General features: G+C 71.0%; 25 protein-coding genes. 8 read left to right on the top strand and 17 right to left on the bottom strand.

Features of this window, described 5'->3' with window-relative positions; all coding sequences use genetic code 11:
• Positions 1–151: 151 nt before the first annotated feature.
• Positions 152–1,480, bottom strand: a complete 1,329-nt coding sequence (locus ACIQNU_RS24910) for a class I SAM-dependent RNA methyltransferase (protein ID WP_401370334.1) — start codon at positions 1,478–1,480, stop codon at positions 152–154.
• A gap of 121 nt (positions 1,481–1,601) precedes the next feature.
• Positions 1,602–3,695: an APC family permease gene (locus tag ACIQNU_RS24905; RefSeq protein WP_401370333.1), complete on the bottom strand. Its 2,094-nt coding sequence runs from the start codon at positions 3,693–3,695 to the stop codon at positions 1,602–1,604.
• Positions 3,696–4,101: 406 nt separating this feature from the next.
• Between ACIQNU_RS24905 and ACIQNU_RS24900 the strand changes: the two genes are divergently transcribed.
• The 6 genes from ACIQNU_RS24900 (at position 4,102) to ACIQNU_RS24875 (ending at position 10,684) form a co-directional block, all read left to right on the top strand.
• On the top strand, positions 4,102–4,686 hold the full coding sequence (locus ACIQNU_RS24900; protein WP_401370330.1) for a toxin-antitoxin system, toxin component: 585 nt from the start codon (positions 4,102–4,104) through the stop codon (positions 4,684–4,686).
• 14 nt (positions 4,687–4,700) lie between these two features.
• On the top strand, positions 4,701–6,164 hold the full coding sequence (locus tag ACIQNU_RS24895) for an MAB_1171c family putative transporter (protein WP_401370329.1): 1,464 nt from the start codon (positions 4,701–4,703) through the stop codon (positions 6,162–6,164).
• Between the two features lie 114 nt (positions 6,165–6,278).
• Positions 6,279–7,532 carry a hypothetical protein gene (locus tag ACIQNU_RS24890; protein ID WP_401370326.1) on the top strand — a complete coding sequence of 418 codons (1,254 nt, stop codon included), beginning with the start codon at positions 6,279–6,281 and terminating at the stop codon, positions 7,530–7,532.
• A gap of 126 nt (positions 7,533–7,658) precedes the next feature.
• Positions 7,659–9,110, top strand: coding sequence for an FAD-dependent oxidoreductase (locus ACIQNU_RS24885; protein WP_401370324.1), 1,452 nt, complete (start codon positions 7,659–7,661; stop codon positions 9,108–9,110).
• A gap of 231 nt (positions 9,111–9,341) precedes the next feature.
• Positions 9,342–10,010, top strand: a complete 669-nt coding sequence (locus tag ACIQNU_RS24880; protein ID WP_389889044.1) for a potassium channel family protein — start codon at positions 9,342–9,344, stop codon at positions 10,008–10,010.
• A complete protein-coding gene (locus tag ACIQNU_RS24875) occupies positions 10,010–10,684 on the top strand; it encodes a potassium channel family protein (RefSeq protein ID WP_401370321.1) in 675 nt (224 codons plus the stop codon). The genes ACIQNU_RS24880 and ACIQNU_RS24875 overlap by 1 nt, the downstream gene beginning before the upstream one ends.
• Before the next feature lie 88 nt (positions 10,685–10,772).
• Here the strand turns inward: ACIQNU_RS24875 and ACIQNU_RS24870 are convergent, their stop codons facing one another.
• The 9 genes from ACIQNU_RS24870 to ACIQNU_RS24830 form a co-directional block, all read right to left on the bottom strand.
• Positions 10,773–11,534: a DUF3159 domain-containing protein gene (locus ACIQNU_RS24870; RefSeq protein WP_401370319.1), complete on the bottom strand. Its 762-nt coding sequence runs from the start codon at positions 11,532–11,534 to the stop codon at positions 10,773–10,775.
• 3 nt (positions 11,535–11,537) lie between these two features.
• Positions 11,538–11,945, bottom strand: coding sequence for an OB-fold nucleic acid binding domain-containing protein (locus tag ACIQNU_RS24865; protein ID WP_401370317.1), 408 nt, complete (start codon positions 11,943–11,945; stop codon positions 11,538–11,540).
• A 13-nt stretch (positions 11,946–11,958) separates the two neighbouring features.
• On the bottom strand, positions 11,959–12,642 hold the full coding sequence (locus tag ACIQNU_RS24860) for a response regulator (protein WP_401370314.1): 684 nt from the start codon (positions 12,640–12,642) through the stop codon (positions 11,959–11,961).
• 86 nt (positions 12,643–12,728) lie between these two features.
• Positions 12,729–15,275: an ATP-binding protein gene (locus ACIQNU_RS24855; RefSeq protein ID WP_401370311.1), complete on the bottom strand. Its 2,547-nt coding sequence runs from the start codon at positions 15,273–15,275 to the stop codon at positions 12,729–12,731.
• 168 nt (positions 15,276–15,443) lie between these two features.
• A complete protein-coding gene (locus ACIQNU_RS24850; RefSeq protein WP_401370308.1) occupies positions 15,444–16,178 on the bottom strand; it encodes an ABC transporter ATP-binding protein in 735 nt (244 codons plus the stop codon).
• Between the two features lie 116 nt (positions 16,179–16,294).
• A complete protein-coding gene (locus ACIQNU_RS24845) occupies positions 16,295–17,482 on the bottom strand; it encodes an alginate lyase family protein (protein WP_401370306.1) in 1,188 nt (395 codons plus the stop codon).
• Positions 17,483–17,746: 264 nt separating this feature from the next.
• The gene (locus ACIQNU_RS24840; RefSeq protein WP_401370303.1) at positions 17,747–18,520 is read right to left on the bottom strand and encodes a DUF3710 domain-containing protein; all 774 of its coding nucleotides are present in this window, start codon (positions 18,518–18,520) and stop codon (positions 17,747–17,749) included.
• Between the two features lies 1 nt (position 18,521).
• On the bottom strand, positions 18,522–19,082 hold the full coding sequence (gene dut, locus ACIQNU_RS24835) for a dUTP diphosphatase (RefSeq protein WP_401370300.1): 561 nt from the start codon (positions 19,080–19,082) through the stop codon (positions 18,522–18,524).
• On the bottom strand, positions 19,079–19,663 hold the full coding sequence (locus tag ACIQNU_RS24830; protein ID WP_401370298.1) for a PaaI family thioesterase: 585 nt from the start codon (positions 19,661–19,663) through the stop codon (positions 19,079–19,081). The genes dut and ACIQNU_RS24830 overlap by 4 nt, the downstream gene beginning before the upstream one ends.
• A 58-nt stretch (positions 19,664–19,721) precedes the next feature.
• Here ACIQNU_RS24830 and ACIQNU_RS24825 point away from each other — a divergent pair, with 58 nt between their 5' ends.
• On the top strand, positions 19,722–20,192 hold the full coding sequence (locus tag ACIQNU_RS24825; RefSeq protein WP_401370296.1) for a DUF3093 domain-containing protein: 471 nt from the start codon (positions 19,722–19,724) through the stop codon (positions 20,190–20,192).
• Between the two features lie 33 nt (positions 20,193–20,225).
• On the opposite strand, the gene ACIQNU_RS24820 is transcribed toward ACIQNU_RS24825, so the two are convergent.
• The 4 genes from ACIQNU_RS24820 to ACIQNU_RS24805 all read right to left on the bottom strand — a co-directional run bounded on the left by ACIQNU_RS24820 (position 20,226) and on the right by ACIQNU_RS24805 (position 23,843).
• Positions 20,226–21,230, bottom strand: coding sequence for a hypothetical protein (locus ACIQNU_RS24820; protein ID WP_401370293.1), 1,005 nt, complete (start codon positions 21,228–21,230; stop codon positions 20,226–20,228).
• A gap of 13 nt (positions 21,231–21,243) precedes the next feature.
• Positions 21,244–21,540 carry a DUF4193 domain-containing protein gene (locus tag ACIQNU_RS24815; RefSeq protein WP_389889081.1) on the bottom strand — a complete coding sequence of 99 codons (297 nt, stop codon included), beginning with the start codon at positions 21,538–21,540 and terminating at the stop codon, positions 21,244–21,246.
• A 397-nt stretch (positions 21,541–21,937) separates the two neighbouring features.
• A complete protein-coding gene (locus ACIQNU_RS24810; RefSeq protein ID WP_401370290.1) occupies positions 21,938–23,185 on the bottom strand; it encodes a sensor histidine kinase in 1,248 nt (415 codons plus the stop codon).
• A gap of 4 nt (positions 23,186–23,189) precedes the next feature.
• Positions 23,190–23,843 carry a response regulator transcription factor gene (locus ACIQNU_RS24805; RefSeq protein WP_389889087.1) on the bottom strand — a complete coding sequence of 218 codons (654 nt, stop codon included), beginning with the start codon at positions 23,841–23,843 and terminating at the stop codon, positions 23,190–23,192.
• 370 nt (positions 23,844–24,213) lie between these two features.
• Between ACIQNU_RS24805 and ACIQNU_RS24800 the strand changes: the two genes are divergently transcribed.
• Positions 24,214–24,387 (top strand): hypothetical protein, encoded by a 174-nt coding sequence (locus tag ACIQNU_RS24800; RefSeq protein WP_401370287.1) that lies wholly within the window; start codon positions 24,214–24,216, stop codon positions 24,385–24,387.
• 116 nt (positions 24,388–24,503) lie between these two features.
• Here the strand turns inward: ACIQNU_RS24800 and ACIQNU_RS24795 are convergent, their stop codons facing one another.
• On the bottom strand, positions 24,504–25,331 hold the full coding sequence (locus ACIQNU_RS24795; RefSeq protein ID WP_401370284.1) for an inositol monophosphatase family protein: 828 nt from the start codon (positions 25,329–25,331) through the stop codon (positions 24,504–24,506).
• Entirely contained in the window at positions 25,328–26,491 is a 1,164-nt protein-coding gene (locus ACIQNU_RS24790) for a ferrochelatase (protein ID WP_401370281.1), read from the bottom strand. The genes ACIQNU_RS24795 and ACIQNU_RS24790 overlap by 4 nt, the downstream gene beginning before the upstream one ends.
• Positions 26,492–26,643 lie beyond the last annotated feature (152 nt).

Genomic DNA, 26,643 nt, shown 5'->3' with positions numbered 1-26,643 from the left:
CCCGCGACATCAACGGAGCAGATCGGGAGCGCGAAGCAGCCGAAACGCCACCCCTACAAGTCAGCGACCCGCGACCGCCCATTGCGGCAGGTCACCGCGTCCGCTGGTCTCCCCCGGGATACGTGAGCAGTGGGACTCTGTGGCTCTCTACTCAGGCACCCTTCCCTGCACGCTCCAGGATCGCCACGCACTCCAAGTGATGCGTCATAGGAAAAAGATCGAACGCGCGAAGCGTCCGCACCCGGTACCCCCCGCCGCGGAAATATCCCAAATCCCGTGAAAGCGCCGCCGGATCGCAGGCCACATACGCGATGCGGCGGGCGCCCAGCGCGGTGAGGTGGGTTACCGTTGCGCGGCCCGCGCCCGCTCGGGGCGGGTCGAGGACGATCAGGTCGGCCTCGGTGATCCCGGTGCGCGGGAGCACCGATTCGACCTTGCCCTGTTCGATCCGGACCCGGTCGAAGCCGGCCAGGTTGTGGCGGGCGTCCTCGACGGCCCGTTTGCCGGACTCGATCCCGAGCACCGCCCCCGTCTCGCCGACCCGGTCGGCCAGCGCGCCCGCGAACAGGCCGACGCCGCAGTACAGATCGAGTGCCGTTTCGCCCTTGCGCGGCATCAGCCCCTGCATGACCGCCGTGACCAGCGTGTCGGCCGCCTTCGGGTGGACCTGCCAGAAGCCGCCGCTGCCGACCCGGTACGTACGGTCGTCGGCCCGCTCGCGCACGAAGGGGCGGCCGTGCACGCGATGGACTCCGCCGTCCTTCTCGTCCACCCGCATCACGGACACCGGACGGTCGAGTTCCACGAGGGGCAGCCGGGCGCCGGGGCGCGGCGTGAGGATCACCTGACGGTCCTGGGAGCCGGTCGCGGCGATGGCCTCGACGGTGTCCATGCCCGGCCAGTCCCGCCGCTCGACGCCGAGTTCGCTGACGCCCTCGGCCGCGATCAGACAGTGGTCGACGGGCTCGACCTCGTGCGAGCGGTGCCTGCGCAGTCCGGCCCTGCCCTGGTCGTCGACCACGTACTGGACCCGGGTGCGCCACGCCGGCACCTCGCCCGGGGGCAGTTTGTCGCCGTCGGCGGGCATCACCGTGCCGTCCCAGCCGGCCTCCTCGGGCGTGAGGCCCGCGAGCCGCTGGAGCTGTTCGGTGAGGACCTCGCCCTTGAGGCGGCGCTGGGCGCCCGGCTTGGCGTGCTGCCAGTCGCAGCCGCCGCAGCGGCCGGGGCCCGCGTAGGGGCAGGGGGCCTCGACGCGGTCCTTGGACGGGTCCAGGACCGTCACGGCGTCGGCCCGCAGGAAGCGGGAGTCCTCCTCGCCCTCGGTCACCCGTGCGATCACGCGCTCCCCCGGCAGGGTGTGCCGTACGAAGAGGACCTGACCCTCGTCGGTACGGGCGACGCAGTGGCCGCCGTGGGCGACGGGGCCGATCTCGACCTCGTACTCCTGACCCACCAGCGACTTCTTCGGTTCTGCCTGCATGGCGGGGTGACTCCACAACGTGAGAGGTGAGCGGCCGGGCACCGCCCGGCAGGACAACAGCCCACCAGTCTACGTGCGCCCCGGCAACCCGCTCGCCACAGAGCCGTAAAGGGCGGACCGGTCAGCCCTTCTTCGTCGGCGCCTTGCCCGACCCGTTCGAGCCGCCGGACCCGTTCGAGCTGCTCGCACTGGCCCGCTTCTCCACGGGCCCCCGCCGCACCGCGCCCGGCGCACTCCACTCCTGCCGCCTCCGCGCCCGCTTCTTGGCCGCCTCCGAGGACTCCAGCTGGTACGGGATCGACGTCACCATCACCCCGGGCGTGAACAGCAGCCTGCCCTTGAGGCGCAGCGCGCTCTGGTTGTGCAGCAGATGCTCGTACCAGTGGCCCACCACGTACTCGGGAATGATCACGCTGACCGCCTCGCGCGGCGACTCGCGGCGCAGCCCGCGCACGTACTCGATGACGGGCCGTGTGACCTCCCGGTACGGCGAGTCGAGGACCTTCAGGGGTACGTCTATGCCGCGCCGGTCCCACTCCTCCTTGAGCGCCTTGGTGTCGGCCGGGTCGACATTGACGCTCAGCGCCTCCAGGGTGTCCGAGCGCATCAGCTTGGCGTACGCGAGGGCGCGCAGGGTCGGCCGGTGGAGCTTGGAGACGAGGACGATGGAGTGGACGCGGGAGGGGCGGATCACGTCGTCGGTGGGGGTCTCCGGGGCGGAGATCTCGTCGGCGACGCGGTCGTAGTGGCGGCGGATCGCGGTCATCGTCGCGTAGAAGATGCACATGCCGAGGAGGGCGACCCAGGCGCCGTGCGTGAACTTGGTGACCAGGACGACGACGAGCACCAGACCGGTGAAGAAGGCGCCGAAGGTGTTGATCGCGCGGGAGCGCTTCATGTGGCGGCGCTTGGCGGGGTCCCGCTCGGTCCGCAGATGCCGGTTCCAGTGCCGGACCATGCCGGTCTGGCTGAGGGTGAAGGAGACGAACACACCCACGATGTAGAGCTGGATCAGCCGGGTCGAGTCCGCGCCGTAGATGACCACGAGGAGGGTGGCGGCGCCCGCGAGCACCACGATGCCGTTCGAGAAGGCGAGCCGGTCGCCGCGTGTGTGGAGCTGGCGCGGCAGGTAGCGGTCCTGCGCGAGGATCGAGCCGAGCAGCGGGAAGCCGTTGTACGCGGTGTTCGCGGCGAGGAACAGCACGAGGGCCGTCGCGGCGGCGAGGATCACGAAGAAGAAGGTGCCGTCGCCGAAGACGGCCGCGGCGACCTGGGAGATCACCGGGTCCTGTACGAAGCCGCTGCCGACCGGGGTGCCGTCGCTCAGCAGGTCCTTGCCGGGGTTCTCGGCCATCCGGACGTTGGTCGCCATGGCCAGGCCGATGATGCCGCAGAACATGGTGACGGCGAGCAGGCCCATCGCGGCGAGGGTGGTCGCCGCGTTCTTGGACTTGGGCTTACGGAAGGCCGGGACGCCGTTGCTGATGGCTTCGACGCCGGTCAGCGCGGCGCAGCCCGACGAGAAGGCGCGCAGCAGCAGGAAGACCAGCGCGAAACCGGCCAGCCCCTGATGTTCGGCCTTGATCTCCAGCCCTGAGGTGGGCGCCCGCATGGTGTCGTTCAGGACGAGCCCGCGGAACGCACCCCAGGCGATCATGAGGAAGACGCCGGCGACGAAGACATACGTGGGGATGGCGAAGAGCTTGCCGGACTCCTTCACTCCGCGCAGGTTCATCAGGGTCAGCAGCACGATGATGACGACGGCGCACAGCACCTTGTGCTCGACGACGAACGGGATCGCGGAGCCCAGGTTCTCGACGCCCGACGCGATGGACACGGCCACCGTCAGGACGTAGTCGACGAGGAGCGCGCTGGCGACGGTGAGGCCCGCCTTGGGGCCGAGGTTGGTCGTGGCGACCTCGTAGTCACCGCCGCCGCTGGGGTACGCGTGGACGTTCTGCCGGTACGAGGCGACGACGGTGAACATGAGGACGACGACGGCGAGGGCGATCCAGGGACTGAAGTGGTAGGCCGACACACCCGCGATCGAGAGGACCAGCAACACCTCGCCCGGCGCGTAGGCCACGGAGGACAGCGGGTCGGAGGCGAAAACGGGTAGGGCGATGCGCTTCGGCAGGAGCGTTTCTCCGAGCCGATCACTGCGCAGGGCGCGCCCGATCAGGATCCGTTTGGGCACGTCGGTCAGTTTGGACACGGAGAGGATCGTAAGCGCTCGAACGGGGGGTCGCCCACCCACCACCCCACAACGCCCGCAGATGATCACACCGGACGTGTCGGGCACCACCCCGCGACCCATCACGCGTCACCCCCGCGACCCATCACGCGTCACCCGCGACCCGCCGCGCTCCCCCGCGCCACCTCGCGGCATCCGATTCCAGCCACCCGAGCACCGGACCCATGTCCGGCCATCTCCGCGTTTATCCGATCCGACGCCCGCGGAGATCCCGGGGCGGCCCCGGAGGGTGGCATTCCACTGTGGCCGCGGGCGCGGCGGCTTTGGCATATTGCGTGCAGCGTCCGGCGCCCGTGCTCCGGACCGGTCGCGGGTCCGGCCCGCGGATCCGACGTTCCCGGGGAGAGCAGTGCGCAAAGCGAGGGAGATGCGTCGCCTCATCGACCGCCTGGACGGCGGCCTCGGTGTGCCCGTCCGCACGGAACCCGCCGCGCTGTTCGCCGCGCTGCTCGCCGATCTGAGCGGGATCAGGGGCCGTGAGGTCACCCTCGTCAAGGAGGAGTTCCCGCACCGGACCGCGAGCGGGCTCTGGCTCGACCTGCCGAGCCACGACCTGATCGTGGTCGACCGGCGGGCGACCCCGCTGCACCAGTTGGCGATCTTCTTCCACGAGGTCTGGCACATGGTGAAGGGCGACTGCGGCGGGCACGCCGTGGGCAAGGCGGTGGCGGCCCGGATGCTCGCGCCCCGGGCCGACCGTCCCGACCTCCCCGGGCTCCCCGACCTCCCCGGACTCCCCGACCTCCCCGACCTCCAGAACGCAGTGCTGAAGGTGGCCGCCCGCACCGAATTCGAGCGGGCCGAGGAAGCGGACGCGGAGCGGTTCGGGCTGCTCGCGGTCGCCCGGTTCCGGGTCCGGCTGGAGGGCGAACCCGACGGCGTGCCCACGGACCGCGGCCGGATCGCGGGACGCATCGGGGCGTCCCTGGGACACCGCCGCCCGCGGGTCTGAGCCGGACCCCCGCCATGGACTCGTCCGACTACTACATTCCGGCCGTCGCCCTGTGGATCGGCCTCGCCGTCAAGCTGCCCGGTCTGGTACGGGGGTGGCGCGACCCGCTCGTACGAACCGTCGGCCTCGTCATCGCCGTCGGCGGTGCCGGCTTCTTCTTCGCCGCCCCGCCCACGATCGCCGCCGTGAACAGGGCCAGTGGCGTGGCGAACTTCTCCAGCCCGCTCGTGTACAGCATCATCAGCGGATTCAGCGCCTCCTGTCTGCTGCTGATCGTCCACTGGCGCGGGGGCCCGCCGGCGCACGTGGCCCGTGTCTCGCGCCGATGGCAGGCCGCGTACCTCCTGGTCACCGCCGCGCTGGTCGCCCTGTTCGCGCTCGGCGACGCCCCGGTGGACCGCCTCACCGACTTCGACACGTACTACGCGACGACGCCGTTCATCGGCGAGATGATCGTGCTGTATCTGCTCGCCCATATGACCGCCGCCCTCGTCACCACGGTGATGTGCTGGCGCTGGGCCCTGCACGTACAGGGGTGGCTGCGCGCGGGACTGTGGATCCTCGTGGTCGGCTGGCTGCTGAACCTGGCGTTCAGCGGCCTCAAACTCGTCGCGGTGGTGGCCCGTTGGACCGGCCGCGACTGGAGCGCCCTCAGTACGGACCTGGCCCCGCTCCTCTCCGCCCTGTCCGCCCCCTGCGCCACGGTCGGCTTCCTGCTGCCGCTGGTCGGGCCCTGGCTGGTGTCGACCCGGCGGGCGATGCGCACGTACCGGCGGCTCGGTCCCCTCTGGCGCGAACTCGGCGCCGCCTCACCGCGGCTGCCGCTCGCCGCCCCCATCCCGTGGCACTCACCGCCGTACGTCCGCCTCACGCGCCGCGAAGCGGGCATCCAGGACGGGTTGAGCCTGGTGGGCCCGTGCCTCGACGACGCCGTCCGCACGCGCGCGCGAGACGCGGCCGAGGCCACCGGCCACACCGCCGCCGAAGCCGGTCACATCGGCCACGCGGCGATGATCACCGCCGCCGTCGCGGCGACACGCGGCGGTACGACGCCCCGGCCCGCCACCGTCCCCGGGCACGCGCGGATCGAGGCGCTACGAGGCACCCTGCCGGCCGTGTCCGACGCGCTGCGTACGTCGGCAATCGTGGCGGCGGTACGGGAGGCCACGGCGGGGGCCGCCACGGAGGCCGCCACGGAGGCCGCCGCGGAGGCCACTCCGAAGTCCCCGACGGCGCCCTCGACGACGCCCACGTCGGCGCCCACGGCAGAGCCCACGTCGGACCGCGACCCCCGCTCGCCCCAGGGCTCCCCCGGGTCCGCCAAGAGGGCCGCGCCCCCGGCGCGCCACGCCTCGCGCACCGCCCCTTCGGCCTCGCCCCGCCACGCCTCGTCGGTGACCCCCGCGTCCCCGGCGAACCACACCTCCCGGACACCCCCCACGTCCCCGGTCGAAGATGGCGAGAAATCCTCCACATGAGCCGACCCCTTCGGACCGCCGCCACCATCGCCGCCGCCCTCCCGACCGCCGTCGCCGTCCCCGCCCCCGTAGCCACCAGGGTCGCCCCGGCGGCCCCGGAGAACCCGTGACGCCATGGACATCGTCTTCTACGTCCCCGGCGTGGTCCTTCTGTTCACGGCGGTCCTCAAACTCTCGACGGCGAAGGAATCGTGGCGTGATCCGCTGCTCGCCGCGAGCTGTGCGCTGCTGCTCGTCGGCTCCTTCGTCTGTCTCCTGTCCGCACCGGCCACGATCGGCGTCGTCAACGGCCTGACGGGAATCGCCAACTTCTCCGCCGCGCTCGTGTATTCGGGCATGACGGCGCTCAGCGCCTGCTACCTCGTCCTGATGATCATCTGGCGCGGCGGTCCCGCCGACCGGATCGGCCGCGCCTGCCTGCTGGTCACCGGCGTCTCCGTGCTGGTCGTCATCGGCATCGTCGTCCTCTTCGCGCTGGCCGACGTGCCCGTCGAGCGGACCCGGGACCTGGACACGTACTACGCCACGACCCCGTACATGCGCGAGATGATCATGCTGTACCTGGTCTTCCACACCGCGGCGACCGTCGCTCTGGCGAGCATGGGCCTCTGCTGGCTGCGGGAGGTGCGCGATCTGACCCGTACCGGACTGACCCTGATCGTCGTGGGCGCGCTGTTCGACCTGTCGTACCAGATCGCCAAGTACACGGCTCTCGCCGCCCGTTGGCTGGGCCACGACTGGGACGTCCTGTCCACGAGCGTGTCGCCTCCCCTGGTGTCGGCGGCCGGCCTCACCATGGCGGCGGGTTTCGCGCTGCCCCGGGTCGGCCCGTCGGTCGCGGACAACGTCCGTGCCCTTAGACGCCGTCGGCTCCTCAAACCCCTCTGGCTGGAAATGCGCGCGCTGCGCACCTCGGACGCGGACGCCCACTGGTGGGACCCGCCCGTGGTGCGTCTGGCCCGCCAGGAAATCGCGATCCTGGACGGCGTCCTGCTGTGTGCCCCGTACCTGGACGACGAGGTGAGGAGGACGGCGTACGCGGCGGCACACGCGCGGGACGAACCCGCGCCACCGGACCTCGCGACACCACCGGCCCTCGCCACACCGGCGAACCCCTCCTCACCGCTCCCCGCCCCACCGCACCCCGCGGACATCGTGGCCGAAGCCGCCATGCTCGCCGCGGCCCGGGTACGGATGGCGGCCGACCGGCGCGTCGAGTTTCCGGTGGACATGGGCCTGCTGCGGTCCGTCAACGAGCCGCGTCTGATGGTGTGCCTCGCCGAGGCCCTGTCGTCCTCACCGATCGTCGCCGAGGCCCGGCGGCGCGCGGTCGGGGCGGCGCGTGCCACTGAGCCCCGCCCGTCGTAATGTGGGGAGGCTTTCACTCTTTCGAGTGAATGTCACGGACGCCTGGAACAAGGGAAGTTGGCGCATTCCCGCTCCCACAGGCGCACCGGGGCCCGTGTCGACGCAGGTCAACGGAGAGAGCCGCCCATGCCTGACAGAACCTCCGCCCGTGGGGGCACCGCGATCGTCATCGGAGGGGGCATGACCGGCATGCTCGCCGCCGCCGTCCTCGCCGAGCACATGGACGTCACCGTCATCGAGCGGGACGTCCTGCCCGACGGGCCCGCTCCCCGCAAGGGGCTGCCGCAGGCCCGTCACGCGCATCTGCTGTGGTCCGGCGGGGCGAAGGCGATCGAGCACCTGCTGCCCGGAACCCTCGACCGGCTCGTGGAACGCGGTGCCCGCCGCGTTCCCATCATGAGCGGGATGGTCTCCAAAGCCCCCTCGGGCCAGTGGTTCCGCAGGTTCAACCACAGCCATCACGTCAATGTCGTCTGCAGCCGCGACCTCCTGGACGACACGATCCGAGCCGAGGTTCTGCACCGCAAGGGCGTCACCGTACGGGAGCGGACCGAGCTGGTCGCCCTGGCGGGCACCGCCGAGCGCGTCACCGGAGTCCGCGTCCGGACGACAGGCGGCGACCAGGAACCGGAACCGGAACCAAACGGCACGCGCGTGGAAGAGACCCTCACCGCCGACCTGGTCATCGACGCGAGTGGCCGCGGCAGCCGCGCCACCCACTGGCTCAGGACCCTCGGCCACCCACCGGTCCGCGAACGCGTCGTGGACGCCGGCTTCCGCTACGCCAGCCGGATCTACGAGGCACCCGCGTCCGCCGGAACGGACTTCCCGATCATCAATGTCCAGGCCGACCCCCGGCAGCCGCCCGGCCGTGGCGGTGTCATCTTCCCGATCGAGAACGCCCCCTCCGGAACCCGGCGCTGGCTGGTCACGCTCGCCGGTACCAGCGGCGGCGAACCCACCGGCGACAACGACGCCTTCGTCCCGTTCACCCGCGCGCTCCCCCACCCCGTCATCGCGGACCTGCTGGCCGACGCGCGCCCCCTCACCGACGTGGTGACCAGCCGCAGCACCGCCAACATCCGCCGCTACTACGAGAAGGCGCCCGCCTGGCCGGCCGGATTCGCCGTACTCGGTGACGCGATCGCCGGATACAACCCGGTCTACGGGCACGGCCTGAGCGCCGCCGCGCAGAGCGCCGTGGCCCTTCAGGACGTGCTGCGCGACCACGCCCCGGGCGCACCGGGGACGGCCCGGCTGATCCAGCGCGCCGCGGCGCGACCGGTGGGCCGCGCCTGGGACCTCGCGGTGGGCCAGGACATCTTCTACCCCGGCGCCGGCGAGCAGCCCCCGACCGGGCTGGAGAAGGCGTTCGCCGCGTTCATCGACCGCGCCGTCGACACCGGCGCCCGGAACCCGCACGCCCTGCGCGCCCTGCTCGACGTGATGAGCATGGAGCGCCCGCCGACCCGGCTGCTGCGGCCCGACATGGTGCTGCGCGTCTTCTTCGGCCGGAAGCTGCCCCTCCTCGACGGTCCCCCGCTGACCGAGGCCGAGCGGACCTCGCTCCCCGCCTGATCAGCCCGGATCAGCCCTGACCAGCCCCGATCAGTGACGGGCGACCAGCCACCGGTGACCGCCGAAGCCGGGGCCCGCACCGATGAGGGCAAGACCGCGGTTACGGCATAAGCTCGTTTCCTGCAACGCCGCATGCTGTTGCCCCGTTGTTGCCCGGCAGACCGAGAGAAAGAAGTGAGCAGGGTGTTTTCGCAGGTCAGCGTGTTGTCCAGGACGACGGGGCAGGACTAGGTGCACATCGTCATCATGGGCTGCGGCAGAGTGGGTTCCGCTCTCGCGCAGACCCTGGAGCAACAGGGTCACACGGTCGCCGTGATCGACCAGGACCCCACCGCCTTCCGGCGCCTCGGCTCCGGTTTCGGCGGCCGTCGGGTCACCGGTGTCGGCTTCGACCAGGACACCCTGCGTGAGGCCGGGATCGAGGAGGCGGGCGCGTTCGCCGCCGTCTCCAGCGGCGACAACTCGAACATCATCGCCGCGCGCGTGGCCCGCGAGATGTTCGGCATCGAGAATGTCGCGGCCCGGATCTACGACCCCCGCCGCGCCGAGGTCTACCAGCGCCTGGGCATCCCCACCGTCGCCACGGTCCGCTGGACCGCCGACCAGATGCTGCGCCGGCTGCTGCCGTCCGGCGCCGAGCCGCTGTGGCGGGACCCGACCGGAGGGGTGCAGCTCGCCGAGGTGCACGCGTCGACGGCATGGGTCGGCCACAAGATCAGCCAGCTCCAGGAGGAGACCGGCGTACGGGTCGCGTTCCTCACCCGGCTGGGCGAGGCGATCCTGCCGTCCTCGCAGACCGTCCTCCAGGAGGGCGACCTGGTCCACGTGATGATGCGGACGGACGACGTCGAGAAGGTCGAGGCGGCCTTCGCCGAAGGCCCCGAGGAGGGCGGTCACTGATGAGGGTCGCCATTGCCGGAGCGGGCGCGGTGGGCCGCTCCATCGCCGGTGAGCTGCTGGAGAACGGGCACGAGGTCCTGCTGATCGACAAGGCGCCGACCGCCATCTCGGTCGAGCGCGTCCCGCAGGCCGAGTGGCTGCTCGCCGACGCCTGCGAGATCACGTCGCTCGACGAGGCCGCGCTCCAGCGCTGCAACGTCGTCATCGCCGCTACGGGTGACGACAAGGTCAACCTGGTCGTGTCGCTGCTCGCGAAGACGGAGTACGGGGTCCCGCGGGTCGTCGCCCGCGTCAACAACCCCAAGAACGAGTGGCTGTTCAACGAGTCGTGGGGCGTCGACGTCGCCGTCTCGACCCCGCGCCTGATGTCGGCGCTGGTCGAGGAGGCGGTGAGCGTCGGCGACCTGGTACGCCTGCTGCGCTTCAGCCACGGCGACGCCAACCTCGTGGAGCTGACCCTGCCGCCCGAGTCGGCCCTCGCCGGTACGCAGGTGGGCGACGTCCAGTGGCCCGAGGACACGTCCCTGGTCACGATCATCCGCGGCACCCGCGTCATGGCCCCCACCCAGGAGGACTCCCTGGAGGCGGGCGACGAACTCCTCTTCGTAGCGGCCCAGGCCCGCGAGGAACAGCTGGAGGACCTGCTGTCGGTCCGCAAGGAGATGACGGACTGAGAGGTCGGTACGGGGATGGGGGCGCCGGAAAATTCCGGCGCCCCCATCCCCGTACCGGAGCAATGGCCCCGCAGGGCTTCGTCGCGGGTCAGGCGTCCGCGGAACGCTGCGCGGCCTCCGCGGCCTTGGCAGCTTCCTCTTCCGCCTCCATCTCCGCGAACACATCGATGGGCGCGGGCGCCTTCGCCAGGAACACCCAGGTGAGCCAGACCGCGAGCAGGAACGGCGGGATCTTCAGCGCGACGAGGACCCAGCCGAGCTGGGCGGTGTCGGCCCACCAGTACAGCGGGAAGAGGATCGCGCACTTGGCGAGCAGGATGAGCCCCCACGCCCAACTCGCCTTCGCGTACGCCTTCTTGCGGCCCGGGTTCCTGGTCCGCCAGGACAGGTTCTCCTTGAAGACCGGGCCGAGGATCAGACCGATCAGCGGGACGCCCGCGAGGGTCGTGATGATGTAGGCGAGGGCGAGGCCGAGCGTGTAGATCATGCCCGGCAGATAGAAGTCCTTGGCGTTGCCGGTCATCATCGCGAAGACGACACCGAAGGCGACCCCGAAGACGCCGCTGAAGGCATGCTTGACGGTGTCCCGCATCACCAGGCGTACGACGACGAGCAGCAGCGAAACGGCGAGTGCGGCGATCGCCGACACATGCAGGTTCTTGTTGATCGTGAAGACGGTGACGAAGAGCAGTCCGGGGACCACGGTCTCCACCATGCCCCGTACCCCGCCGAACGCCTCGAAGAGGGCGGCCTCGGTCACGGCTCTGGAGTCGGCGGACCCGGTGTCCTGCGCGGCTGCGGTGTCCCGCGCGGTGCTCCGGTGGTCGGTCGGCTTGTCGAGGGACGTCACCGGCTACTCCCGTCCGAGGGGTCTGAGTTCGTACTTGGGGTTGAACAGCACCCGGCGGCCGTGGCTCAGCGAGATCCGCCCGGACGCGATCAGTTTGCGCCCCGGCTCGATCCCGACGATGGAGCGCCTGCCGAGCCAGACGACGTCCAGCGCGGCCGAGCCGTCGAACAGCTCCGCCTCCAGGGCGGGCACTCCGGCCCGTGGGCGCAGAGTGACCGTGCGCAAGGTACCAGTTACGGTGACTATCTGGCGGTCGCGGCAGTCACCGATGCGGGTGCAGCCGGTGGTCTCGGAGTCCTCGCGCAGCTCCTCCGACTCCAGGTCCTCCTGGGACGCCGAGATGTCGGCGAGCCGGTCGAGCAGGCGCCGGAACCGGCCCGTCGGCTTGTCGGGTCGGGGAGCAGTACTCATACGGGAAGCGTACCTATCGCTCGAAGCGGTAGCCCATGCCAGGTTCGGTGATGAAGTGCCGGGGGTGCGAGGGGTCCGCCTCCAGTTTCCGGCGCAGCTGGGCCATGTAGACGCGGAGGTAGTTGGTCTCGGTGCCGTAGGACGGGCCCCAGACCTCCTGGAGCAGCTGTTTCTGGCTGACCAGGCGGCCGGTGTTGCGTACCAGGACCTCCAGGAGATGCCACTCGGTCGGGGTGAGGCGCACGTCACGTCCGGCCCGGTTGACGCGTTTCGCGGCCAGGTCGACCGTGAACTCCCCGGTGTCGACGATCACGTCGTCCTCGCCGCCTCCGGTGGGCTCCGCGCGGCGGACGGCGGCGCGCAGCCTGGCGAGGAGTTCGTCCATGCCGAACGGCTTGGTGACGTAGTCGTCGGCGCCCGCGTCGAGCGCCTCGACCTTCTCGTCGGAGCTGTGCCGGGCGGACAGGACGAGGATCGGCACCCGGGTCCAGCCGCGCAGCCCCTTGATCACCTCGACGCCGTCCATGTCGGGCAGGCCGAGGTCGAGGACCACGACATCGGGGTGGCGGGCGGCGGCGAGCTGGAGCGCGCCGGCGCCGTCGGCCGCGGCGTCCACCTCGTACTTGCGTGCCTTGAGGTTGATCACGAGCGCGCGGACGATCTGCGGTTCGTCGTCGACCACGAGCACCCGGGTCATGGGCGCCTGCCTTTCTGGTGGTCCGGGTTCCGATGTGACTGCTGGTCCGGGTTCGGGTGCGACCGGGACGGAGGCGGGGGCGGGGATCATGTCACGGCCTCGGCGGGCCGGGCGTCCGGCAGCGGCCTGGGCCGGCCCGCCGCGGCCTTGAGCGTGAGGACCATGGTGAGGCCGCCGCCGGGGGTGTCCTCGGCGGCGAGGGTGCCGCCCATCGCCTCGACGAAGCCGCGGGCGACGGCGAGGCCGAGGCCGACGCCCGCGCCGCGCGGGGCGTCGCCGTGCCGCTGGAAGGGCTCGAAGATGCGTTCCTTGGCGTCGTCAGGCACTCCGGGGCCGCGGTCGACCACGCGGACCTCCACACGGTCGCCGAGGGCGCTGGCGGCGACCAGGACGTGCCGGCCCTCGGGGCTGTACTTGACGGCGTTCTCGACGATGTTCGCGACGGCCCGTTCCAGGAGGCCCGGGTCGACGCCGACCATGGGCAGGGTCTCCGGGATCTCCAGCTCCACGCTGTCCTCGGGTACGCCGCCCAGGGCCATCGGTACGACCTCGTCCAGGTCGATCTCCCGGATCAGGGGTTCGACGGTGCCGGTCTGGAGGCGGGACATGTCGAGGAGGTTGCCCACCAGGTGGTCGAGGCGGTCGGCGCCCTCCTCGATGGCGGCGAGCAGTTCGGCCTGGTCCTCCTCGGACCAGGCCACGTCGTCGGACCTGAGCGAGGACACGGCGGCCTTGATGGCGGCGAGCGGGGTGCGCAGATCGTGGCTGACGGCGGCGAGGAGCGCGGTGCGGATGCGGTTGCCCTCGGCGAGGGTGCGGGCCTGGTCGGCCTCCTGCTTGAGGCGCTGGCGGTCGACCACGACGGCGGCCTGGGCGGCGAACGCGGCGAGGACACGGCGGTCCTCGGCGGGCAGCACCCGGCCGGAGAGCGCGAGCGCCATGTGGTCGCCCACGGGCATGTCCACATCGGCGTCCTCGGGCCGGTCGGAGGGGTGGGGCCCGACGCTGCCCGCGCAGGTCCAGGGCGTGACGTCGCTCTCGCGCTCCAGCAGGGCCACCGACTCCATCCCGAAGGTCTCGCGCACCCGTTCCAGGAGGGCGTCGAGGGTCGTCTCGCCGCGCAGGACGCTGCCGGCGAGGAAGGAAAGGATCTCGGCCTCGGCGCGCAGCCGGGCGGCCTGATGGGTGCGCCGCGCGGCGAGGTCCACCACGGACGCGACGGACACGGCGACGCCCACGAAGATCACGATGGCGACGATGTTCTTGGGGTCGGCGATGGTGACGCGGTGCAGGGGCGGGGTGAAGAACCAGTTGAGCAGGAACGATCCGAAGGCGGCCGACGCGAGGGCGGGCAGCAGTCCGCCGAGGAGGGCGGCGGCGACCGTCAGCGCGAGGAACAGCAGCATGTCGTTGGCGAGCCCGAGCTGAGAGTCGACGTTGTTGAGGACCGTCGCGAGGAGTATCGGTCCCGCCACGCCGACGAGCCAGCCCCAGATGATCCGGGGCCTGCCGAGCCGGGCGCCCCGGGCGACGGGCAGGCCGCGGCCCTTGGCGACCTCCTCGTGCGTGACGATGTGCACGTCGAGGTCGGGGCCCGACTCACGGGCGACGGTGGTGCCGACGCCGGGCCCGAACACGTACTGCCATGCCTTGCGGCGCGAGGAGCCCAGGATGATCTGCGTGGCGTTGACACCGCGGGCGAACTCCAGGAGCGCGGTGGGGATGTCGTCGCCGATGACGTGGTGGAAGGTGCCGCCGAGGTCTTCGACCAGGGTGCGCTGGACGGCGAGTTCCTTCGGTGACGCGGCGGTCAGGCCGTCGCTGCGCGCGATGTAGACGGCGAGAACTTCGCCGCCCGCGCCCTTCTCGGCGAGGCGGGCGGCCCGGCGGATCAGGGTGCTTCCCTCGGGCCCGCCGGTGATGCCGACGACGATGCGTTCGCGGGCCTGCCAGGTGGTGCGGATGTTGTGCTCGCCCCGGTACGCCTGAAGGTATTCGTCGACCCGGTCGGCGACCCAGAGCAGCGCCAGCTCGCGCAGGGCGGTGAGGTTGCCGGGCCGGAAGTAGTTGGACAGGGCCGCGTCGACCTTGTCGGACTGGTAGATGTTGCCGTGCGCCATGCGGCGGCGCAGCGCCTGGGGCGACATGTCGACCAGCTCTATCTGGTCGGCCCGCCGCACGACCTCGTCCGGTACGGTCTCGCGCTGCCGTACGCCGGTGATCGACTCGACCACGTCGCCGAGGGACTCCAGGTGCTGGATGTTGACGGTCGAGATGACGTCGATGCCGGCGGCGAGGAGTTCCTCGACGTCCTGCCAGCGCTTGGCGTTGCGGGAGCCGGGGACATTGGTGTGGGCGAGTTCGTCCACGAGGGCGACGGCGGGGTGCCGGGCCAGGACCGCGTCGACGTCCATCTCCGTGAACGCCGTGCCGCGGTACTCCAGGTTCTTGCGCGCCACCTGTTCCAGGCCGTGCAGCATGACCTCGGTGCGCGGCCGGTCGTGGTGCTCCACAAAGGCGACGACGCAGTCAGTGCCCCGTTCGACGCGCCGGTGCGCCTCGGAGAGCATGGCGTAGGTCTTGCCGACGCCCGGTGCCGCACCGAGGTAGATCCGTAGCTTGCCGCGTCCCATGGCCCCATTGTCTTCCACTGACGGCCGCACGCTGCGTGGCCGCGGTCAGACGCTACAGCCAGGAACTCCGACAATTCGGACAGGTGCGCGGGCCGGGGGCGTCCTTGACGCAACTCTGATACCGGCATACGGCCGTCAGGCGTACGTCCGTCGGACACGCGCCGTGCGTCACTCGTGCTCGACGATCTCGCCGTCGCGCAGTTCGAGCACCCGGTCCGCGAGGTCGAGCAGGGCCGCGTCGTGCGTGGCGACCAGCGCGGTGACGCCCTCGCTGCGGACGACGGCCCGCAGCAGCTCCATGACGGCGTGCCCGGTCTCGGCGTCGAGCTGGCCGGTGGGCTCGTCGGCGATGACGAGCGACGGCTTGTTGGCGAGGGCGCGGGCGATGGCCACGCGCTGCTGCTGGCCGCCGGACAGTTCGCCGGGCCGCTGGAGGGCGTGGTCCGCGAGCCCGACCAGGGAGAGCATCAGCGCGACCCGCTCCTCGCGCTCGCGCGGGTCGACCTTGCGCAGCCGCAGCGGCACGCCGACGTTCTCGGCGGCGCTGAGGATCGGGATCAGCCCGAAGGACTGGAAGATGAAGCCGATGCGGTCGCGGCGCAGCTCCAGAAGGCCGTTCTCACCCAGTTCGGCGAGGTCGAGCCCGTCGACGTGCAGGGTGCCCCCATCGGGGGTGTCGAGCCCGCCGACGAGGTTGAGGAGCGTGGTCTTGCCGGAGCCGGAACGTCCCTTCAGGGCGACGAGTTCCCCGCGCGGAACGGTGAAGGAGACCCCGCGCAGGGCGTGCACAGCGGCTGCCCCGGTGCCGTAGGACCGGTGCAGGTTCTCGACGCGCACCATGGGTCCGTCCGCGCGCTCCGCCACGGCGGTGGTGCCGGTCTGCCCGCTGGTGTTCTGTGTCATGTGCGCTCCCCCGCGTGTGTCATGTGCGCTGCCCCGTGACGGTCGTGGCCGAGCGCCAGTATGGTCACCGGCGCCCGGTCACAGCAATGCCGGGGTCCCCTCGGGGGCGCGGGGGGTCAGTTGGGCTGGTCGCCGTGCGTCAGGGTCTCCCACGCCACGAACAGGTTGTTGGAGCCGGCCGGGCGGTTCCGGGTGGTGAGGGTCTGGGTGTTGGTCATGGCGAAGCCGAGGCGGTTGTGCATGGCGTTGTAGCCGACTTCGGTGACCGGTCCGAGCCCGCGGTTGAGGGCGCCGCCGCACAGCCAGCTCGGCGCCGCCTCGCCCAGTTCGTACTTGGCCTGGAAGCCGAGCGCCTGCCGCAGCCGCTCGCCGACGTCGGTGCCGTAGAGGTCCTGGCCCTGGATCCGGCTGGTCTCCGCGATGTGCGAGATCGCGGAGATCCCGTACCCGGTGTGCGTGAAGTCGCGGCAGGTCTCCTGGGTGAGCCCGGTGACGAAGGTGCCCTGTCCCTGCCAGTAGTTGACGATCTTGTCGCGCGTGTCGAGGTTCTGGCTCGGCACGGTCTTCGGCAGCGCGCCGTCCGACGCCAGATAGACGTACGCGGCCGTGCGGGTACGGAACTTGGACAGCGCCTTGTCGTACGAGGTCTTGTCCTCCAGGAAGACGGAGATGCCGACGGCGGCCTCCATCATCGACAGCTCCCAGTTGCCGTTGGAGTTCGAGCCGTTGATCACCTTGGGCAGGTACACGTCCCGCAGCATCGTCGAGAAGCGCCCGGAGTTGGCCCAGCCGCCGGTGTACGTGTACTTGATGATCTCGGCCGCCTTGGGCCACGAGGAGCCCGCCCAGCCGGTCTGGAGCGGTGCGTTGCTGTTGGTGTGGTCCTTGATCGTCGCGGACCAGGCGTCCATCAGCTCGATGGCCTTCTTCGCGTAGCGGTCGTCGCGCGTGATGTACCAGGCGAGCGCGTCGGTGTACGCGGCGATCGCGTCCTCGCGCTCGTCGGTGCAGCCGTAGTTGGGGTTGGAGTAGGAGCCGCACTCGACGATCGCGCGGGGTGCCGGGGTGCGTGAGAGGGACGCGTACTTGCTCGCGATCATCTGGTCGAACGCCGATTTCCAGGGCTGGGCGCCTGCGTTGACCTTGTCGCGGACGAAGTCGAGCTGTCCGCGCGAGACGGTGACGCCGGGGTGCGCGAAGGCCGCGGGCGCGGCTTGTGCGGCGGGCGTCGCGGTGGGCCAGACGAGGAGGCCGGCGACAAGGGCGACGACGACCGAGGACGCGGAGGTGGGGGTGCCTGCCATACGGGGGGCCATCCGTTCTCGTACGTGAACGATGCATGGATTCATGAACAGACGCGCTGGCCGGGACCATAGGTACGGACCAGACTTCCGTCAAGAGGTGAAGGAAGAGTGGCTGCTCAATTGCCGTTCAGATACAAGAACTTGGGTACGCCGAAGGGCCGTACCCGGATGAGGTACGGCCCTTCGGTCGTGCTGCGCTGTTCGGGGATGTGGCCCGGCGCGGGCCGACCCTGGTGCGGTCGGCCGACGCGTGCCCTGTACGTCTCAGCGGACCTCGGTGATCTCCGGCCCACGGGCGAGCTGGCCCATGCCTCCGGAGAAGCGGGAGCCCTCCTGGTCCTCCTGCGTGACCCCTTCGGCCACCATCTGCGCGTCGTCCGGCAGCTTGAGGACGATCGGGTCGCGGGGCGCCATCGGGCCCTCGCCGCGGACCACCACGGTGTCCCGGAAGATCTGCTCCAGGAGCCCGGCCGCCTGCGGCTGCACGGCACCCTGCCCGGAGATCACTCCGCGCAGGAACCAGCGCGGACCGTCCACGCCGATGAACCGCACGACCTGGAAACCGCCCGTGCCGTCCGGCAACTGCACCGGTACCTGCGCCCGCAGCTCCCAGCCGAGCGGCCCCTCGACCTCGTCGATGACACCGCCCTGCTGCGTGATGCCGCTGGCGATCTCCTCGCGGACCTCGCCCCAGATGCCCTCACGCTTGGGGGCCGCGAAGCCCTGTAGCTGAATGGCGCTGTCCTGGAGGACGACCGTGGCCGCGACGATGGCGTCGCCGGCGACCTCCACCCGCAGCTCCATGCCCTCGACCCCGGGCACGAGCAGTCCGCCGAGGTCGACGCGGCCCTCACCGGGCTCGCTCACCTCGCTGCTGTCCCACGGTCCGTCGGGGCGCGGTTCCGGTTCGAGCCGCGCGCGCTCCGCCGGGGCCTCGTCCGCCGCGTCACTGTCGACGCCGTCGACGACCTGCTCGGCCTCGCTCGCCGCGTCCGCCGCGTCCTCAGCGGAACTCATCTTCTTGCGACGTCCGAACACGTCACTGTCCTTCCCGGTCGGATACGACCGAAGCGTATCGATTCCCACCCACGAGCCCATCGTTGCCGCCCACTGCGGCATGACCGCCGGTGGACCCGAAGCCCCCCTCGGCCCGCGCCGATGCGGGAAGCTCCGCCACCTCCTGGAAGCGGACCTTCTCCACCTGCTGGACGACCAGTTGGGCAATCCGGTCGAAGCGCTCGAACCGCACGGACTCGCGCGGGTCGAGATTCACCACGATCACCTTGATCTCCCCACGGTACCCGGCATCAATCGTCCCTGGGGCATTCACCATGGCGACACCGCAGCGGGCGGCCAGTCCGGATCGCGGGTGCACGAAGGCGGCGTACCCCTCCGGCAGGGCGATCGACACCCCGGTCGGCAGCACGGCGCGCTCACCGGGCGCCAGCTCGCACGGCTCGGTGGTCCGCAGATCGGCCCCCGCGTCCCCTGGCCGCGCATACGCAGGAAGAGGAACTTCCGGGTCCACGCGGCGGATCAGTACGGGGAGGTCGTCACGCGCGGTGGCGGGCGCGTGACGGGGCTGGGGGGTAAGGCTCACGGATTCACCTCGAAGGCACGGGCCCTGCGGACCTGGTCGGGGTCGCTCATGGCCGCGCGGATCTCCTCCGGGCGGCCGTTGTCGATGAAGTGGTCGACCTTCACCTCGATGAAGAGGGCCTGCGCGCGGACCGCGACGGGACCCTCGGGCCCTCCGATGCGGCCGGTGGCCCGGGAGTAGATCTTGCGCCCGGCGACGGCGGTCACCTCGGCCTCCAGGAACAGCACGGTGCCGACCGGGACGGGCCGTACGAAGTCGGTCTCCAGGCGTCCGGTCACGGCGATGACCCGCAGCATCCAGTTCAGCGAGCCGAGCGTCTCGTCCAGGGCGGTCGCCAGTACCCCGCCGTGCGCGAGGCCCGGTGCGCCCTGGTGGGCGGGGCGCACGGTGAACTCCGCCGTGATGCGGACCCCGTCCCCGGCGCGGGCCGCCAGATGCAGTCCATGGGGCTGCTCGCCGCCACAGCCGAAGCACTCGCCGTAGTGCGCGCCGATGGGTTCCCCGGGCGCCGGGGCGCCGGGGTGCCTGACCGGTGCCGTGGCGTCGGCGGGGGGCGTCAGACCGGGGGATGTACCACTCACAGGCGCAGACCTTACCCGCGCGTCGGCGATGTCCGCGCACCGTGCCAAGCTGGGCCGCATGCCTCTTCCCGCGGAGCCCCCGGCCCAGCCCTACGAAGAACGCCTGACCGCGCCCCGCTCCTGGTGGGCCGTCTCGGTCCTGGTCGGGGTCGCCATGGCGCTGATCCTGCTCCCGTTCGGCTCGTTGCCGCTGCTCGGCGGCCTGGTGGGCGGTACGGCGGTCGCGGCCGTGGTGGTCAGCGCGTACGGCTCGGTGCGGATCAGGGTCGTCGCGGACTCGCTGGTCGCGGGCGAGGCGAAGATCCCCGTGTCGGCGCTCGGCGAGCTGGAGGCCCTGGACAAGGACGAGGCCGTCGCCTGGCGCTCCCACAAGGCGGACCCGCGCGCCTTCATGCTGCTGCGCAGCTACATCCCGACGGCCGCCCGCATCCCGGTCACGGACCCGCAGGACCCGACACCGTACGTGTATGTGTCGACGCGCGCCCCGGAGGCCCTGGCGGCGGCACTGAAGGCCGCCCGCCCGGCCTAGGGGGCTTGGGGAGGGCCGGTCCGGCCCCCGTGGTCAGCGGCCGAGTTCTCTCGGGTGGCGCGCGTCCTCGGGCTCCGGCAGCGGGTGGCCCGGCTCGCCCGCGGACAGGGCGCCGGCCGGCCGCTCCAGCGGCGGCAGGGCGGTCAGCCGGTTCCAGGGCACCTGGTTCTTGCGCAGGTCCCTGCGGATGCGCTCGGCGAGCTTCTTGGTGTCACGGCGGTTCATGACCGCGCCGACGGCGGCGCCGACCATGAACGGCATCAGGTTCGGCAGATTCCTGACCATGCGCTTCATGATCTGCTGTCGCAGTTCGCGCTTCATCTGGCCGCCGAGCGCGCCGTTGATCGTGGACGGTTTGGTCACGTCGATCCCGCGCTCCTCCGACCAGGCGGTCAGATAGGCGGTGCTGCGGTCCTTGAGAGTGCCCGGCGGTCTCAGGCCGTAGACCTCGTACAGCTCGGCGATCAGTTTCAGCTCGATCGCCGCGACGCCGGTGATCTCGGCCGCCATCTCGGCGGGCATGGCGGGCGGTACGGGCATCATCGCGGCGGCGCCCACGCCCGCGCCGACGGTCGACGTGGCGTTCGCCGCGCCGGTCACCAGTTTGTCCGCCAGATCCTCGGGCCCGAGGCCCGGGAACTGTCTGCGCAGGGTCGCCAGATCGCGCACCGGCACCCGCGGCGCGTTCTCGATGACCCGGTCGGTGAGGTACGCGAGCCCCGCACGGGCGCTGTCCGCGCTCCTGCGGGCGCCGTTCCGGACGGCGGCCACGGTGTTCCTGGTGCGGCTCTGCGCGCCCCCTGCAAGGCTCTCCACCGCTTTCCTGGTGCGGCCGGGCACGGCACCGGTCGCCGGGGTCTGTACGCCCCGTGTCAGGGCGTCCGCCCCTTCCAGGGCACCCGTCGATCCGGTGCCGTCCGCCACTTCGAGCGAGGCCCTACGGCCCCGCTCGTCGTCACGCGCGCCTTCGGTCAGGCCAGGGTCCGCTTCCCGCTGTTTGCGGAAGCGGCGCTTCCGGGGTGGGGTCGAGCCAGTCACGGCCGACCCCGCCTCAGTCGCAGTCGCGGCAGATCGGCTGGCCGTTCTTCTCGCGGGCCAGCTGGCTGCGGTGGTGGACCAGGAAGCAGCTCATGCAGGTGAACTCGTCCGCCTGCTTGGGCATGACCCGGACCGCCAGCTCTTCGTTCGAGAGGTCGGCGCCCGGAAGCTCCAGCCCCTCTGCGGCCTCGAACTCGTCGACGTCGACCGTGGAGGTCGACTTGTCGTTCCGCCGGGCCTTCAGCTCTTCGATGCTGTCCTCGTTGAGGTCGTCATCGGTCTTGCGTGGGGTGTCGTAATCCGTTGCCATATGCCTCTCCCCCTCTGGGTGCTTTTCAGTGTCTCCAGCGCACGTAACGCGTGAGAGGCCGGACTTGTGCCCGACCTGAGGCGGAGATTTTGCCTCACATCAAGGTCTGTTACTCAATCGACACCCAACCGGACCTCTCACGAGTGATCGACTTGGATGGCGATCGGGGACCTTACACGGTCAGAATGTCGCACTTCACGGGTGTCACCCCGTGTACTTCCCGTGATCAAGACCCCTGAAAACCAGGACTTTCCCGGCTTTCTCCCGGCTTTTGTCATCACAGAGAGTGGATGGCCAGAAATTCATCTCTGTGATCGATCACACATGACCTCCCGGGGTGCAGGTCCCGAAAATTCCGCGCAAAGCGAACATCCTCTGCGTGTCGGAGGGCAGGATGTCAGATCGGCAGGGTGACGCGCATCGTGAGCCCTCCCCCCTCGCGCGGCTCGGCGATGATACGGCCCCCGTGGGCGCGGGCCACCGACCGGGCGATGGACAGGCCCAGGCCGACGCCCTTGTCGCTGCCGGTCCGCTCGGTCCGCAGCCGCCGGAACGGCTCGAAAATATTATCGACCTCGTACGCGGGAACCACCGGGCCCGTGTTCGACACCGTGAGCACCGCCTGACCGTGCTGTGCCGCCGTGGCCACCTCGACCCATCCGTCCTCCGCAACGTTGTACCGGACGGCGTTCTGCACGAGGTTCAGGGCGATCCGCTCCAGCAGGACGCCATTGCCCTGGACGACCACGGGAGAGCACTCCGAACGGATCTCCACTCCCCGCTGCTCCGCCTCGGCGTGCACCTGGTCGACGGCCCGGGTGGCGACCTCGGCGAGGTCGACCGCTTTGCGCTCCACGATCTGGTTGTCGCTGCGGGCGAGCAGCAGCAGGCCCTCCACGAGCTGTTCGCTGCGCTCGTTGGTGGCGAGCAGGGTCTTGCCGAGCTGATGCAGTTCGGGGGGCGCCCCGGGGTCCGACAGATGCACCTCCAGGAGAGTGCGGTTGATCGCCAGCGGGGTCCGCAGCTCGTGCGAGGCGTTGCCGACGAACCGCTGCTGGGCCGAGAAGGCCCGCTCCAGGCGGTCCAGCATGTCGTCGAAGGTGTCCGCGAGTTCCTTCAGCTCGTCGTCGGGCCCGTCCAGCTCGATGCGCCGGGTCAGGTCGGAGCCGGCCACCTGGCGCGCGGTGCGGGTGATGCGGCCGAGCGGCGACAGGACACGGCCCGCCATCGCGTAACCGAAGGCAAAAGCGATCACGCTGAGGCCCAGGAGGGCCAGCAGGGAGCGGCTGAGCAGGTCGTCGAGGGCCTGCTGGCGCTGGTGGTTCACACAGGCGTTCAGGGCGTTGTTGAACTCGGTCTGGCTGACGAAGGGCCCAGCGAGGTCGGGGCACGCGGCGCTGGACACCTGGACCTTGCTGCCCGCGACGATCTGGAACGGCAGCTCATTGCCGACGTGCACCGCCTGGGCCGCGAGCAGATAGATGATCGACAGGAGCAGGATCCCGGCGATCAGGAACATGCCGCCGTAGAGCAGCGTCAGCCGTATGCGGATGGTCGGCCGGAGCCACGGGAACGGTGGCTCCGGCCGCCTCGGGTCCCAGGTGGGCTTCGGAGGCGCCGCGGGGGGCGCCGGTGTCGCGGCCACAGCATCAGATCCGGTAGCCGGAGCCGGGCACGGTGACGATCACCGCGGGCTCACCGAGCTTGCGCCGCAGGGTCATCACGGTGACCCGCACGACATTGGTGAACGGGTCGGTGTTCTCGTCCCACGCCTTCTCCAGGAGCTGCTCCGCCGACACGACGGCGCCCTCGCTGCGCAGCAGCACCTCCAGGACGGCGAACTCCTTGGGCGCGAGCTGGACCTCCTTGCCGTCGCGGAAGACCTCGCGGCGGTTCGGGTCGAGCTTGATGCCGGCGCGCTCCAGGACGGGCGGCAGCGGCACGCTCGTACGCCGTCCGAGTGCCCTCACGCGCGCGATCAGCTCACTGAACGCGAACGGCTTGGGCAGATAGTCGTCGGCGCCGATCTCCAGGCCCTCGACACGGTCGCTGACGTCGCCGGACGCGGTGAGCATCAGGACCCGGGTGGGCATGCCCAGTTCGACGATCTTGCGGCACACGTCGTCGCCGTGCACGAGGGGGAGGTCCCGGTCGAGGACGACCACGTCGTAGTCGTTCACCCCGATGCGTTCGAGGGCCGCCGCGCCGTCGTACACGACGTCGACGGCCATGGCCTCCCGGCGCAGTCCGGTGGCCACCGCATCGGCGAGCAGTTGCTCGTCCTCGACGACGAGTACGCGCACGTCGCTGTCCTTCCTGTGGCGCCCGTGCGCTTTCGGGCGCGGTCGGGCAGCTTCCGTCGGGGGTGTGAGGGCTCCATCCTGCCTCTTTCGGCCATAAACCGGCGGTAAGGCGGTGATCGTCGACGGGTGAGCGCCCGGTCCGGCGACCGGGTTGTGCCAGTGGCGCGTGCCGGGGAATGCGGGACTTTCTCGCGAGGTTGAGGTTTCCGGTGAAGGGAGCGGGGGGAGGACGACCACACACCCGCGATCACGCTTTGCTTGTGGCGCGCCACGAACCGCTTTTCCGCAGGGCGGCGAGAGACGTGATCGCCCCTTCCCAGGGCACACCCCCGTGCCACCGACCCACGACCCAGGACGAGGGGGCGCAACCATGGACGCATTCACCGCAGGACTGCTCCAGCGCATAAGGGCGACCGAGTCCGATCTGACGCGCGCTCGGGAGACAGGCGACGACTTCCTTGCCGAGGTCGAACAGGCCGAGTTGGACGACCTCCACCGGCTCGCCGCCGAACACGGCGTACAGGTCGGCGCGATCAGCGCCTGAACGGACCAGGACCGACGAGACAGGACCACAGGACCGAACGGGGCATACCGTACGGGACATACTGAACGGGACATGTGGAAGGGGCTCCGGCATCGCGCTGGAGCCCCTTCCCCGTGCTAGTCGTGCCAGGCGCCCAGTTCCTCCAGGCGGGCCTGGAGGGGCTCGAAGAGGCCGGGGGGTGCCGCGATGGTCAGCTCGCCCGTCGGGGGCTCACCGGGGCGTCCACCGGTCAGGGCGCCCGCCTCCCGCGCAATGAGGTCGCCCGCCGCGAGGTCCCAGGGGTTCAGCCCCCGCTCGTAGTACGCGTCCAGGCGCCCCGCCGCCACATCGCACAGGTCGATCGCCGCCGACCCGCCCCGGCGGATGTCCCGTACCTGCGGGACGAGCTGCCGGACGACCTCGGCCTGCTTCGCCCGGCGGTCGCTCAGATAGCCGAATCCGGTCCCGACGAGCGCCAGCGCGAACGCGGGTGCGGGGCGGGTGTGCACGCGCGTGTCGTTGACAAAGGCGCCGCCGCCGAGGACCGCGCGGTACGTCTCGCCGCGCATGGGGGCCGCCACGACCCCGACCAGGGTCTCGCCGTCCTTGCGGGCCGCGATGGACACCGACCAACTCGGCAGCCCGTACAGGTAGTTGACGGTGCCGTCGACCGGGTCGATCACCCACTCGACGCCACTGGTGCCCTGGACGTCGGCGCCCTCCTCGCCCACCACGCCGTCGTCCGGCCTGCGCTCGGCCAGCAGGCCCGTGATCAGCTTCTCGGAGGCGATGTCCATCTCCGTGACGACATCGACGGCGCTGGTCTTGGTGGCGGCCACACCCAGATCGGCGGGCCGGCCGTCGCGCAGGAACGTGCCCGCGCGGTCCGCCGCCTCCAGGGCCAGCTCCAGCAGCTCGGCCTTCAGCCGCTCGTCCCCGTCGGTCACCCTCGGCTGCTCGGTCAACGGATCTCCTTCAGGCGGTCGTACGGATGCACACGGTCGTACGGACTGTCGGCGCCCGCTGCCGCCGCTCTCGGCGCCCTCGCAGGACAGCAGCCCACGGGACACAGGTCGTGGCTCGCGCCCAGGGAACCGAGCGCGCAGCGCTCCACCGCGCGTCCGCTCTCCGTCGCGGCGCGCTCCAGGACCAGGTCCCTGATCGCCGCGGCGAACCGGGGATCGGCCCCGACGGTCGCCGAGCGGCGTACCGGAAGGCCCAACTCCGCCGCCTTGGCGGTGGCTTCCGTGTCGAGGTCGTACAGGACCTCCATGTGGTCCGACACGAACCCGATCGGCGCCATCACGACGGCGGGCACCCCGGCGCCGTGCAGCTCCTCCAGGTGGTCGCAGATGTCGGGCTCCAGCCAGGGGATGTGCGGGGCGCCGGAGCGCGACTGGTAGACGAGACGCCACGGATACGCGACGCCCGTACGCTCCCGTACCGCCTCGACGATCTGCCGGGCCACGTCCAGGTGCTGTGCGACATACGCCCCGCCGTCGCCGTGGCCCTCGGCCGGACCCGAGGTGTCGGCGGCGGACACCGGCACGGAGTGCGTCGTGAAGGCGATGTGCGCGCCCGCGCGCGTGTCGGCGGGCAGGTCCGCCAGCGAGGCGATCAGGCCCTCAGTCATGGGCTCCAGGAAGCCGGGGTGGTTGAAGTAGTGCCGGAGCTTGTCGACGCGCGGCAGGTCGAGCCCCTCGGCCTCCAGCGTCGCCAGGGCGTCCGCCAGGTTCTCGCGGTACTGCCGGCAGCCCGAGTACGAGGCGTACGCGCTCGTGGCCAGGGTCAGGACGCGGCGGTGACCGTCGCGGACGATCTCGCGGAGCGTGTCCGTCAGGTACGGCGCCCAGTTGCGGTTGCCCCAGTACACCGGCAGGTTCAGACCGTGTTCCGCGAAGTCCTCGCGTAGGGCTGCCAGCAGGGTGCGGTTCTGCTCGTTGATCGGGCTGACCCCGCCGAACAGGAAGTAGTGCTGCCCCACCTCCTTGAGCCGCTCCTTGGGGATACCGCGGCCCCTCGTCACGTTCTCCAGGAACGGAACCACGTCGTCAGGGCCTTCGGGGCCGCCGAAGGAAAGCAGCAGCAGGGCGTCGTAGGGTGCGGGATCGAGCGCTTCGGACATGTCTTTGATCCTGCCACCCGGGTCCGACAGCCGGGGAACCGCCATGTGACGATCAGGCCCGGTCCGGAATCCGGCTGAACCTGCCCCCTCGGGTCCGTAAGCTGTATCAGCCATCAACACGCCTTACCCCGGTACCCGTGCCGGGACCCGCC

The organism is Streptomyces sp. NPDC091292 (genome assembly GCF_044757265.1).
In the GTDB taxonomy this organism is placed as follows: domain Bacteria; phylum Actinomycetota; class Actinomycetes; order Streptomycetales; family Streptomycetaceae; genus Streptomyces.
Note: the sequence above shows the minus strand (reverse complement) of the source record. Positions and strands in the feature narration are given on the sequence as shown.

Excerpts from the sequence above, each read along its gene's own strand:
- ACIQNU_RS24850 (WP_401370308.1), bottom strand. The coding sequence starts at position 16,178 with ATGACACAGAACACCAGCGGGCAGACCGGCACCACCGCCGTGGCGGAG.
- ACIQNU_RS24825 (WP_401370296.1), top strand. The coding sequence starts at position 19,722 with ATGCCTCTTCCCGCGGAGCCCCCGGCCCAGCCCTACGAAGAACGCCTG.
- ACIQNU_RS24845 (WP_401370306.1), bottom strand. The coding sequence starts at position 17,482 with ATGGCAGGCACCCCCACCTCCGCGTCCTCGGTCGTCGTCGCCCTTGTC.
- ACIQNU_RS24800 (WP_401370287.1), top strand. The coding sequence starts at position 24,214 with ATGGACGCATTCACCGCAGGACTGCTCCAGCGCATAAGGGCGACCGAG.
- ACIQNU_RS24885 (WP_401370324.1), top strand. The coding sequence starts at position 7,659 with ATGCCTGACAGAACCTCCGCCCGTGGGGGCACCGCGATCGTCATCGGA.
- ACIQNU_RS24875 (WP_401370321.1), top strand. The coding sequence starts at position 10,010 with ATGAGGGTCGCCATTGCCGGAGCGGGCGCGGTGGGCCGCTCCATCGCC.
- ACIQNU_RS24910 (WP_401370334.1), bottom strand. The coding sequence starts at position 1,480 with ATGCAGGCAGAACCGAAGAAGTCGCTGGTGGGTCAGGAGTACGAGGTC.
- ACIQNU_RS24890 (WP_401370326.1), top strand. The coding sequence starts at position 6,279 with ATGGACATCGTCTTCTACGTCCCCGGCGTGGTCCTTCTGTTCACGGCG.
- ACIQNU_RS24815 (WP_389889081.1), bottom strand. The coding sequence starts at position 21,540 with ATGGCAACGGATTACGACACCCCACGCAAGACCGATGACGACCTCAAC.
- ACIQNU_RS24900 (WP_401370330.1), top strand. The coding sequence starts at position 4,102 with ATGCGTCGCCTCATCGACCGCCTGGACGGCGGCCTCGGTGTGCCCGTC.
- ACIQNU_RS24865 (WP_401370317.1), bottom strand. The coding sequence starts at position 11,945 with ATGAGTACTGCTCCCCGACCCGACAAGCCGACGGGCCGGTTCCGGCGC.
- ACIQNU_RS24790 (WP_401370281.1), bottom strand. The coding sequence starts at position 26,491 with ATGTCCGAAGCGCTCGATCCCGCACCCTACGACGCCCTGCTGCTGCTT.
- ACIQNU_RS24895 (WP_401370329.1), top strand. The coding sequence starts at position 4,701 with ATGGACTCGTCCGACTACTACATTCCGGCCGTCGCCCTGTGGATCGGC.
- ACIQNU_RS24860 (WP_401370314.1), bottom strand. The coding sequence starts at position 12,642 with ATGACCCGGGTGCTCGTGGTCGACGACGAACCGCAGATCGTCCGCGCG.
- ACIQNU_RS24855 (WP_401370311.1), bottom strand. The coding sequence starts at position 15,275 with ATGGGACGCGGCAAGCTACGGATCTACCTCGGTGCGGCACCGGGCGTC.